The 11,798-nt window shown below is 37.3% G+C and carries 11 protein-coding genes; 8 read left to right on the forward strand and 3 right to left on the reverse strand.

Annotated elements, in window-relative coordinates; genetic code table 11:
* Positions 1-65: 65 nt before the first annotated feature.
* From C7H19_RS24005 to C7H19_RS24015, 3 genes are read right to left on the reverse strand one after another with little or no spacing between them, the layout of a single operon-like run.
* Complete coding sequence (locus C7H19_RS24005; RefSeq protein WP_106459437.1) at positions 66-734, reverse strand: hypothetical protein; 669 nt, start codon at positions 732-734, stop codon at positions 66-68.
* 7 nt (positions 735-741) lie between these two features.
* Positions 742-1,659, reverse strand: a complete 918-nt coding sequence (locus C7H19_RS24010) for a DUF6753 family protein (RefSeq protein WP_106459438.1) — start codon at positions 1,657-1,659, stop codon at positions 742-744.
* Complete coding sequence (locus C7H19_RS24015) at positions 1,637-2,434, reverse strand: nucleotide-binding protein (protein WP_106459439.1); 798 nt, start codon at positions 2,432-2,434, stop codon at positions 1,637-1,639. Before C7H19_RS24015 ends, C7H19_RS24010 begins: the two co-directional genes overlap by 23 nt.
* Positions 2,435-2,741: 307 nt before the next feature.
* Between C7H19_RS24015 and C7H19_RS24020 the strand changes: the two genes are divergently transcribed.
* The 8 genes from C7H19_RS24020 to C7H19_RS24055 all read left to right on the forward strand — a co-directional run bounded on the left by C7H19_RS24020 (position 2,742) and on the right by C7H19_RS24055 (position 11,772).
* Positions 2,742-3,101 (forward strand): hypothetical protein, encoded by a 360-nt coding sequence (locus C7H19_RS24020; protein ID WP_106459440.1) that lies wholly within the window; start codon positions 2,742-2,744, stop codon positions 3,099-3,101.
* A gap of 96 nt (positions 3,102-3,197) precedes the next feature.
* Complete coding sequence (locus C7H19_RS24025) at positions 3,198-3,491, forward strand: hypothetical protein (protein WP_106459441.1); 294 nt, start codon at positions 3,198-3,200, stop codon at positions 3,489-3,491.
* A gap of 157 nt (positions 3,492-3,648) precedes the next feature.
* Positions 3,649-4,119 carry a hypothetical protein gene (locus tag C7H19_RS24030; protein ID WP_106459442.1) on the forward strand — a complete coding sequence of 157 codons (471 nt, stop codon included), beginning with the start codon at positions 3,649-3,651 and terminating at the stop codon, positions 4,117-4,119.
* 94 nt (positions 4,120-4,213) lie between these two features.
* Positions 4,214-8,308, forward strand: a complete 4,095-nt coding sequence (locus C7H19_RS24035; protein ID WP_106459443.1) for a strawberry notch family protein — start codon at positions 4,214-4,216, stop codon at positions 8,306-8,308.
* A gap of 83 nt (positions 8,309-8,391) precedes the next feature.
* Positions 8,392-9,444 (forward strand): hypothetical protein, encoded by a 1,053-nt coding sequence (locus tag C7H19_RS24040; RefSeq protein ID WP_106459444.1) that lies wholly within the window; start codon positions 8,392-8,394, stop codon positions 9,442-9,444.
* Between the two features lie 158 nt (positions 9,445-9,602).
* The gene (locus tag C7H19_RS24045) at positions 9,603-10,028 is read left to right on the forward strand and encodes a DUF1257 domain-containing protein (protein ID WP_106459445.1); all 426 of its coding nucleotides are present in this window, start codon (positions 9,603-9,605) and stop codon (positions 10,026-10,028) included.
* Positions 10,029-10,102: 74 nt separating this feature from the next.
* Positions 10,103-10,297, forward strand: a complete 195-nt coding sequence (locus tag C7H19_RS24050) for a DUF2997 domain-containing protein (protein WP_106459446.1) — start codon at positions 10,103-10,105, stop codon at positions 10,295-10,297.
* A gap of 104 nt (positions 10,298-10,401) precedes the next feature.
* Positions 10,402-11,772 carry an AAA family ATPase gene (locus C7H19_RS24055; RefSeq protein WP_106459447.1) on the forward strand — a complete coding sequence of 457 codons (1,371 nt, stop codon included), beginning with the start codon at positions 10,402-10,404 and terminating at the stop codon, positions 11,770-11,772.
* Positions 11,773-11,798 lie beyond the last annotated feature (26 nt).

An 11,798-nucleotide genomic window follows, 5' to 3' on the forward strand; every position in this document is an offset into this window, starting at 1 on the left:
TAGATAATTTTCTAAATGTGCTTTTCTTCCCATTCCCACAGTCTATCAGATAAATGGGTTCTCTTTTACGGATTTGGTATCACTTGAGTAATATTAAGTGTCTGTTGCATTTCAGGAGGCATTTGTGAAAAAGATAGATTAGCAAACTTAGACCACTTAAGTACCTTAGCCACACGTTGATTAGGGCCCGCCTTAATTCCAGGAATAGTCTGACCATTAAGCAATTTAGCTAAAGCAGGAACATTTTTAACACGTAGATTAAGATTTTGCCACTGAGGAATTGTATTAACTAATTCACTTAAAGTAGACTGCCCCAGTAAAGGAAACTGATCGAGCGAAACCAAAGACAGATCATCTCCTGTAATCTCAGAAATATTATCTAAAGAAAACTGTTGGGCATCCATGATTTCTTCTAAATCACCTAAAGTCAAAATTGATTCTATGCGATCGCCACTATTCCACTGCCTTGAAAGATCATAGCCAACTTCATTAACATCATACTCAGAAGAATTAATCGAACCTGAAGTCAGAACTGGCTCAAAATCAGAAAAACTAAAATAATTCCAATCAGGCATTTCAACAGATCCGATTATCTGATTCTCATATTCTACGGGAACTTGCTGCGATGGAAAAGCTTCAACCCGCTCTGAGGATGATTCAGGAAAAGGGAGAAAAGCAAGCATCGCGGCCCAAGGAACTAAAGATAAAGAAGCAATCAATTTCTTATTAATCATAATGAATCTACCTAGAATCAACAAACTGACGTTTTTCTGGAGGAACAACCCACAAAGTACAGGTTCCAGATCGAACTAAACGACCTTCAACTGAAAGAGTAATTCCCAATTTCTTTTGATCTTCAATACACAAACGTTGACCTTTTCTAAAAGAAAGCAAAGTTTGATTCCACGTAGTGAAAGATTGAGCAAACCGACCTTCAGGGCTTCTCAACCAACGCACCTGCTCAGGATTGGAACGCACCCAACGACCCGTATCACTTAAGCCCCACTGCATTGCCATTTTTTCTTCTAAAGTCAGTACACGCGGTTTAGAAGGATCAAGAGGAACGGGAGAACGAAATAAAGGAACAGATAAACCCAAAACAATCCCAATTCCCACAGCCCCTAGCAAAATAGCTCCAGAAGCAATTAAGGCATAGATATCATGAGATACTTTCGTCAGTGAGGCTTGCTTAACTAAGGTATTAACAGTAGCCGCAATATCACTAGCCTGTAAATCCATTGAAGTTTTACTTTGAGACTTCAATAATTTGTCATGCTCTTGAGTTAAAGTTTCTAGACGATTGATATGCGCTTCAAAAACACCTTTAGCAACAATAATGCCATCTTGCCAACGCTGCGCCCAAACTCGAAACAGACGATTAAGCTTCTTTGGAGCTAATTGAAGATCCCCAAAACAGACCAGCACTCCAAAAAGCGGATCGTTTCGGGTGACATTTGACCGTAACAAGTAATCAATTAAATCTTGCCGCTCCTGAGGGGTTTTATGTTTCAGAACATCATGTAAGCATAGATCGTTATAATCAGCGATTTCAGGAGCAATCAAAACATCATCGTCAGATTGAGCAATCAATGAGATTAATTTTTGAATTTCTTCTTCATCTACTGCACTTAACACATCAGGTCTGGTTTCTGCTTCCATTTCCTACCTCTTCAACAAGATCTACCTCAGCCGTCTGACTATTGCTATTACGTTTTTTCACTCTGCTAGTAGGTACAGGAACAGGAAGATTCGGCTTATCCAACCAACCTGTCACTTCTAAATCAGCAAAGACAACGGACAAAAAATCAAATAGACGTTTTTGAGCCAAGCGAGGCAACATTCCAACCTTAAGCGCATCACCATAAGTCAAAGGATGAGAAGGATCGTTAAATAATTGTGCTTCAGTACGATGTAAAACAGGCAATGAAATATGTTTAATTTGACTAAATTGAGCATAATCCCAGTCGGGCGCACCAAACTGATTTAAAACTAAACAATGCGCCAACTTACCTGCAAAAAAAGCTAAAGACTGATTAAATGCCTCTAATCCTTGAAGTGAATTGCACAAATACCAGTAACGAAATTCAATATCCTGTAATTCTGATTCTAGTAATCGATTGGCGGTTAACCACCACGCTAATCCTTCCTGTGCATTCCCAGGCAAATTCACTAAAACCAACGGATGCTCAACTGCTAAATCATATAAAATATCCATTTCATTAGAAGACTTAGAGTAAGCAGCAGCATCAGCATCACCCCCCCAGAATTGAATTCCCCCAATTCCACCATAAACTCGATAAAGATCTTGCTGCGGATCTGCATCGAGAATTTGCACAGCCAGTTTATGAGCGTGGAAATAATGACACAAGATTCGAGCAAAAAACGTTTTACCTGACCCTCCTTTTTGTCCACCCACTAAATGAACGACACCCATAACAATACTTTAAGAAAAAGTTTATTCTCACTCTAAAAGTGAGCCATCATCCTGTCTTCACGCAAAAGGAGGATAACTAATTAAATAACTTTTTCCCACCAGCCCACCCAAAGGCGCGCTGGCTTTCAGCCAGATCCGCAAAAGCGGATCGCCTTTTTAAAGATGAAATTTTTGGAAATTTATCATGAACAAAAAGAAAATCCAAAAAGAATCTCAAAACCGCATTAAAAAAATTGAACGTCGTAAATTACGACAAGCCAAAAGACGTGAGAAACAACTTCAATTCTTTTCATAAAGGATCAAAGAAATGAAAAAACTAACCAGTTTAATTGGACTACTTAATTGCACTATTAACGCGGTAGCCACTCCTCCCGTTGCTGCTGAGTCATTTTGCCCCAATGCAATTAAAACTTCACAAATTGAAGTGGTAACAATCTACTCAACTCATAGCAAAACCGAAACCTTTTTCGGATATGAATGCCCAGAACACCTTAGCTATAGAGGAGATACAGATTGTCTCCTTATTGAGAATACAACAATTCAATTGACAAAGCCAACGATTATCCGTTCAGAACTTCAGTGCAAACGGGAGATTCCTGAAAACTTAAACTTGGATAAAAAGGTCAAAACTCTAGAATCAATACAGAGAACGGGTTTTAACTTATAAAGACTTAAAAGAAATTCCACAAATTGTGGAATTTTTTTTTCACTCTTATAAAGTCTAGCGACTTTATAAGAGTGAAAAAATAATAGGTATCAAATTATGCTAAAACTGTTTGGCTTTAAGGCAACTATCAAAAAAGAGTTGTACCCCAACCGAACAACTCGTCTGCAAGCGTATACCGAGACAGGTAGCCCTTTGTGTACGATAACCGTAAACTTAGCTGACTATGGATTAATTCCTCCTGAGAATCATGCTTACATTAAAATTGGGCAAGAAAATACGGGAATCCTAGAGCCACTAATTGAACAAAACATTATCAGCGCACCCCTTTCAACAGTTAACTACGGTTATATGAATAGTTGCACTGCGGTACTTTGTAAAATTTTAATCTAATAAAAACCAATGAAGGTATCCGATATACCTTCTTTTTTAAAGCCGACCCACCCACCCAGAAACGTGGAGAGAAATCTACGCAACTAGACAATGCTTTTACGACACATTTAATAAGCCTAACGGCTTATATTAAACGATCTATCGTCGAATCAAAAATATGATTACCCTACAAAATAACGGAAACGGACACTATCAACAACTTGAAACAATATTTAAAGAAAATAGTTCTAAAAAAATTCAAATTACCCTAAAATTTGAAGCAGAATCCAAAAGCTATCTCTTTAATAAGCATCTTAGAATTGAGGAAGCTTTAAAATTAATGAATCAACAGTACATTTCACAAATTAGAACTAAGTGGAAGTATCGATTCTACAATCTATTCTTAGAAGTTAAACCTGAAGATCCAGTTTTAAATCTAATCAAAGAAACTGAATCACTGATTAGTCATTGGAAAATTAAACACAATTATCTAACCTTAAACTATTACAATATTCCTGATCAATTATTTAATAATTGTGTAACACTGCAATGGAAAAATAGTGAACTTCAACCAGTTCTTGACGCGACTCTAGCTCTTTCTACTCTAAAAAACTTCAATCAAACGAATTCTAGTATTCCCTTCTTCTAATTAATCAGAGTAATCGTTATTGAATAGCGATTACTTTCCCTTTTTTAAAGAAAAAAAAACTCTTCTGTAATTAATACTCATTTTTTGACAACTGATGTTAATCCAACTTCAAAAATTACAACCAATCACCCCACAGCATCTTTGCACTCATGCCAAAACCCTTTGGGGAGAACAATGGCAATGGAAGGATGCTTACGATGAATTAGAAACTAATATAATCACGTATCTACTTCAGCAAGATACAATCACACTAGAGACACTAATTCAACTTCAATCTATCCTCCCCAACCAAACTTACCGATCGCTTGAGCAGGTTCAATTACAGCAATTTTCAACGCCTGTTATTATTGCATACTTAATGGCCCAAGCAGCCCAATTGCAACCATCAGATTATCTCTTAGAACCAAGTGCTGGTACTGGTTTTCTTGCTTTATGGGGACAACGAATCGGGACTGAGTTAATCTTAAATGAAGTTGCCCCCAGACGAGTTGAATGTCTCAAACGCAACTTTAAATCAGCCAAACTCTTTAGCCTGAATGCTGAACAAATCAATGATTATCTACCTATCAATCTTAAGCCAACTGCTATTTTAATGAACCCGCCCTTTAGCAGTATCTATAAAACGCAGCGAAAAGACTCAAGAATCTTTCACAAACACCTACGCTCTGCTTTACTAAGACTCCAAAAAGGCGGAAGGTTAGTCATCCTCTCCCCTGGCATTCTAGACTATACTCTCTATAAAGAAATTGCAAGTTGTATCATGAGTGTCGGCATTTCAGGAAAACTCTATCAAACTCACGGAACAAATATTGATACACGCATCCATATCTTCGATAAGCAACTGAATCTAGAAGGACAACATCACCCAACCACCAACAATCTCGAAACCCTAACTCAATTAATTAGCGATCTACCCAAACGAAAACTCATTGAAGACAAACCCGAACCGATCTGGCTTAATTTACCTTTAATTGCACTAATTCCTAAAACATTACCCCACGAAGGAGCAAAGAAGGAATGGCAACGACCGGTAACAGTAAAATATACAACTCAAGAACCAAAGCCGAATCAAATCACTGGAAAACTCTATGAATCCTATCAGTGCCAAGTTCTTCAATTTAGCTCATTCTATCCCCATCCATCACCACTAACCGAATCAGCAGCAATGGCGGCCATCGCTCCCCCAGTTCCAGAGTACCAGCCTCAACTTCCATCACGGATTTTAGAAGAAAAACTACTTTCAGCAAGCCAACTAGAAACAGTGATCTACGCAGGACAAGCCCATAATCAGTATTTAAAAGATTACTACATTTATAATCGTGAAACAGAAAACCTAGAACGAGCAAATTCAGGAACCCGATACCGCCAGGGATATATGATTGGCGACGGAACAGGAGCAGGAAAAACTCGTCAAATTTGTGCAATCATAATCGATAACTGGATCAAGGGACGAAAACGCGCCCTGTGGATCACAAAATCAGACAAATTAATCCACGATCTTCAAAAAGAGTGGACACTTCTTGGAGGGAATCCCGAACAAATTATTTCACTCTCGAAATTCAAATTAGGTGATCCGATCGCCTGGACTGAAGGAATCATCTTTACCACCTACAACACTTTAATTACTCCAGCTAAAGAAGGAAAACCATCAAGAATCGAGCAATTAGTAGAATGGCTAAAAGAAGATTTTGCAGGAATTATCGCTTTTGATGAAAGTCATTGCTTGGCTAACGCACTACCAGGGGTCGGCGAAAGAGGAGACAAAAAAGCTTCTCTCTCAGGAAGTGCAGGATTGCGTTTGCAAAGACAGCTTCCTTGTTCGAGAATTCTCTATGCTTCTGCAACCAACGCGACCACCGCAACCAATTTAGGATATGCCGAACGTCTCGGACTCTGGAATCACTCACCCTTTCCTTTTAGTAGCCATCAAGATTTCGTTGCTCAAATTGAAGCAGCAGGAATCGCAGGTATGGAAGTTGTATCAAGAGATCTTAAAAGACTTGGCCTCTATTGTGCTAGAAATTTAAGCTTCGATGGAGTTGAGTATGAATGCTTAGAACATGAGCTAACACCAGAGCAGGTTGAAATATACAATACCTATGCTCAGTGCTTTTCACAAATCTTACAAAATTTAGAACTCTCATTAGAAGCAACGAATATTAAACTTGGAGGAAAAAACTTAAACAAACAGGCTAATGCCACCGCAAAAAGCACATTCTACAGTAACCAGCAAAGATTTTTTAATTATCTATTAACAGCCCTGAAAATGCCCAGTCTACTGAAATCAATTTCAAAAGACTTAGAACAGGAATTGGCAGTCATTATTCAAATCGTTAGCACCAATGAGGCTCTTTTAGAACGTAGGCTAACTCAAATTCCTACCGAACAATGGTCGCACTTGGATATCGATCTAACACCAAGAGAATTAATCCTCGACTATTTAGAAAATAGCTTTCCAACCCAACTTTATGAAATTTACACTAACGAAAACGGAGAACTATGTTCGCGTTTAAGTATAGATCATCAAATTATTCATTCCAATGAAGCTCTAGCCCTTCAACAAAAATTAATTCGAGATTTAGCTTTGATGCCTCCTATTCCAACGGCCCTCGATCAACTAATCTGGCATTTTGGTCACGAACAGGTTGCAGAAATTACGGGCAGAAAAATCCGTGTTATTGAGGAAAGGGGAGTTCGTAAGATACAGACTCGCCCTGGTTCTGCTAATCTAAAAGAAGCACAGGATTTTATGGAAGGAAAAAAACAGATTTTAGTTTTTTCCTACGCAGGTGGCACAGGACGCTCCTACCACAGCAGCCCTGATGTATCAAATCAACGCCGTCGTAAACACTACGTGTTAGAAAGCGGCTGGACGGCCGACAGTGCCTTACAAGGATTGGGGCGATCGCACAGAAGCAATCAAGTTGTTCCCCCTCTGTTTTGCCTTGTCACCACTAATGTCAAAGGAGAAAAAAGATTTCTTTCAACCATCTGCCGACGACTAGCGACTTTAGGGGCATTAACCAAAGGACAACGGGAAACAGGCTCAAATCAACTCTACCGAGAGGAGGATAACCTAGATAGCCTATATGCAAAAGCAGCACTAAAAGAACTTTACCAAAAAATTTACTCATCAGAATTTCCCGAATTTGGTCTAGCAGAGTTTGAAAAAAGCACAGGACTAACCCTGAGTTATCAGGGAAAGCTAAAAGAAGACCTACCACCACTCCATCAATTTCTCAATCGAGTCCTAGCTTTACCTATTAATCGCCAAAACCAAGTATTTAGCCTCTTTGAATTCCTAATCGACGAAAGAATAAAAATTGCTAAGTTAAACGGAACCTTTCAAGTTGGAATTGAAACCCTTCATTCTCTTAACTTCAAAATCTTATCCCGACACTGCATCTACTCTCATTCATCGGGTGCAAAAACAGAATGCGTTGAAATTGAACGTAGCGATCCGTATCCGATTAAACAATGGATGGAAGTACAAAGGTACTTAGATAAAGGAATTCCTTTATATCACACCTTAGAAAATAAAGTAGCGATCGCTATTCCGACAACTTCCACCATCACTTCTTCTGGTGCAACAGAATCTCGCTACCGACTCCTCTACCCAACTTTATGTTACGGTCAAGAAACTTTAGGAGAAATTAAAGCCCCTTGGGAAACCATCTCGGTTGAGAAGCTCAAGCAACACTGGGAAGAAGAAATACAGATTGCTCCTAAAATTAAAACACAAACTTTCTATCTAATTACAGGATTACTCCTACCCATCTGGGATAAGCTTAAAATCGCAGAAAACCTGAAAGTTTACCGACTAACTACGGATACAGAAGAAGTGCTGTTAGGCCGAATTATTAAAAGTGAACTAATCCAATCAGTATACAACAACTTTAATCTCGGCCAGATCAAACTATCAAACTCTAGCCTATACGAGCTAATACTACAATCTTCTACTCCTATTGAAGTTGGAAAATATAAATTACAATTTCACAAAGTCGCTCACCGCCATCGGATCGAAATTTTAGAGATCTACGATGAAGCGACAGTAAGGATACTCTCAAGATGGGGTGCAGAAAGTGAAATTATTAACTGGAAATTAAGGGTCTTCCTTCCCCATAATCATTCAAAAGCCCTTGAAATCATAGCAAAACTACAGGAAAACTCAGAATCAGCAGATATTTAATTCATCTGCCGTCAATTTCTTTCGTTGATGTCTAACTAATGGCTATCGCCATCTTTTAATTGAATGCAACCATGAGGACTAAGATGACTACCACAACTCAAACAGAACAGAGCATTTTAGAAAGCTTAGAGATCGACCAAATACAGGTTAGATATAGAAAATTAGACGAATATCGCGATCAATCCCTATGGCTTTTCAATTTTTCAATTCATGGGGGGCGACGCTCCTACACTTTAGAGTGGAAAACATTAGGCATTAAAAAAGAAACCATAGAATACTTAAGAAAAAGAAATATTAAAGAACCAAAAGTTCCTTTCCTAGATACCCTCAACAGCTATCTCAATAAATTAAACTATTTTGCTAAAAAAAGGCTAAAAAATGATAAATTAATGAGGTATATTGAACCTAATTGGTTTACAATTGAAGATAATTTAGAGGAAATAACTCGTAATTTTCAAAAGTTAAAGAGAAAGAGAAATATTTACTTAACTAAAATATTAAGTTTATATGAAAGTAAGAAACATGAGTCTATTAAAGTAATTAATGAGCTATTAACAACCAACGATTTAGAAATATCAGAACAGGAAATAATCATCAAAAATTTCTTAAAGTCTTTTCCAACACCAGAACAGATTAAAGAAGACTTTTATATTGAAATCACTCAGCTAACCCGAATTCCATCGATTGCAGAACAATCAAAAATTGACGCTGAATTAGCCGAAAGTGAACTAAGAAGAACACAAGCAAAAATGGCTCAAGAATTACAAAAAGAATACAAACAGAATTTACAAAAACAATTAACAACTGTCATCAAAACAGCAACTAATGAATTTTGCGAAATACTTGCTGACGTGCTTCCTAAACTTACAACATTATCTAAAAATAAACTTAGTGATCGTTCTGTATCTAAGCTGCAAGAAGCCTTATTACGTTGTCAAAATTTGATCAACTTCGATCAAAGCCTTAAAGGATTAAGCAATGACTTAGATTTATTAATTCAAGTTAGTAAAGACAACAACCAACAATTAATCGATCAAGCCATTGATAACCTTAAAGTGGCATTAAGTGAAGAAACTACCTTATTAACAACAGAAGGAAAAGGGCATCGAGCCTTAGCAGAATGGATGATTTTATAAAGGAAGAGTATTAACGTTGAATGTATTGATTTATTTCAATAATCAATTCTTAAAACTTACTGGGATAAATCGATACAAAACTAAGAAAGAACTATAAATTTGAATCAATTGACTAACCAAGGGTACACCGCTTAATTTTTATAGAAGGAGTAAAATCAATGTCACACTTTACAAAAGTAAAAACTGAATTTAAAGATCAAAATGCTTTAATTACAGCAATCAAAAACCTTAAAGGCTGGCAGGTTGAAGTACATGAAACGGAACAACACTTATATGGCTACCGAGGCGATCGCCGTCAACAAGTGGCCCATTTAATCGTGCGTAGAGAGCAAATAAATCCAGCATCAAACGATCTAGGTTTCCATCGCAGCGAGGATGGCATCTATAACGCAATCATCAGTGAATGGGATGCTGCAAATCCCTTAAAAGGATTTATAAAAGAACTAACAAAAGAATATAGCGTTGTCTGTACTGAAAACTTTGCCCGTAGCCGAGGAATGACAGTAGAGCGAACCCGTCATCAAGACGGACGATTACAGCTTAGATTGTTGAGTGTACCTCAAAAACAAGTCATCAGACGATAGATCAGCGCGTCACACCAGAACTATGATCTGTTTCCTAACAGCAAAACCCATTAAATTATAAGGAACTTTTAAAGATGACTGAAATATTAATTACCTTCAACGATGATGGAACACAGGAACTAGAAGTGATACAGGGTGATGGAAAAAGCTGCACTAATCTAACCCAAGCTTTAGAAGAAGTTTTAGGAAAAATAGAAGATAGAACTTTTAAAACAGAGTACCATCAAACTCAAATTCAACAAAAACAAAAACTTAAAAATTACCAATAATAAAATCAATTAGGTCAAAATAACAAATTATCTAAAAAGTTTTGATTATTCTATGTCCTTTCAATTCTTGAAATATTATTAAACGATTTTAACGAAGAAAATCCATGACTTTTGCTACTGAACTGGTTAATTTAATTCGAGCCAGCATCTCTGTAATTAATCTTGAATCGCCAAGCGTCGAAGAAGAAGCAGTAATTGAAGAAATTATCACAGAAGTTTCCAATCATCCAAAACTATCACTACCCACCTATTGCTGGACATTAAGTAATGGTTTGGAAAAACTTACTTTAAATAAGGAAACGGGAATTATTGCCCAAAGCACAAACTTTAAAGTAACTACTGATCCAATTATAGATTTACTGAATCATATTGAATCTTCAACCAACAAGGAGCTATATATCCTCCTCGATCTACACTATTACTTAGGAACTGACCCGAATCGATTCGATTTAGCCATTGTCCGAAAACTCAAAAATCTCTGTTTTAGCCTAAAACGCTCAAAACAAAAAATTATTCTTTTAGGGCAAGACAGTAAAATAAGTAAAGAATTTGATGGACTGATTTACCAGTTAGAAAATAAACTCCCCGACCTTAACCAAATCCAGAATCATCTAAAATTAGTGATCCAAGACTTAGAATCAAAACAAATAGCCATTTCTCTTAGTCAGGAACAAACAGAGACATTATCAAGAGCAGCACAGGGATTATCACTAAATAAAATTGCTGATGCGATAAGAATCGCAACAATAACCAACAATGGAAAATTAGATGAAAGCTCGATCCTCACTATCCTTCACTTAAAAATCAAGGAACTTTTAAAACTAAATGTTGAATTTTGCCCTGCTCCTGAAGTTGATGTAGGAGGACTAGACTCTTTAAAAGAATGGCTTCAAAAACGAGCTAAACTCTTTAACGCAACATTAGAAAATGTGAACTTACCAACCCCTAAAGGAGTATTATTAGTGGGAATTCCAGGAACGGGAAAATCTTTGATCGCTAAAACAATTGGCAAACAATTAAATGTCCCTATTCTAAAGCTAGATATGGGTTCAGTTTACAGTTCCTTTGTTGGAGAGAGCGAATCAAATTTAAAACGAATTTTAAAAACAGCAGAAGCAATCGCGCCCTGTGTAATTTTCATTGATGAATTAGAAAAAGCATTAGCGGGAGCTAGTTCAGGAGCTTCAGGCGATAGCGGTGTCTCACAACGCATCTTTGGGTTACTTCTTTCATGGATGCAAGACAAAACAGCCCCCGTGTTTGTTGTCGCCACTGCAAATCAGATCCAGCAGCTTCCTGCTGAACTAACTCGTAAGGGACGATTCGATGAAATTTTCTTTGTCGATTTACCTCAAGAAAAAGAAAGAAAAGAAATATTTCAAATCCATCTAAGCCGCTACAATATCACTTTATCATCTAGTGAACTAGGGCGTGTCTGCAAACCTGTTATACTGAGTAATATTACTCATCGTTAATTGTTTATATGACCGCGAGTGCTAAC

It is taken from the genome of Aphanothece hegewaldii CCALA 016, from assembly GCF_003007785.1.
Classification (GTDB): domain Bacteria; phylum Cyanobacteriota; class Cyanobacteriia; order Cyanobacteriales; family Microcystaceae; genus Chroococcus; species Chroococcus hegewaldii.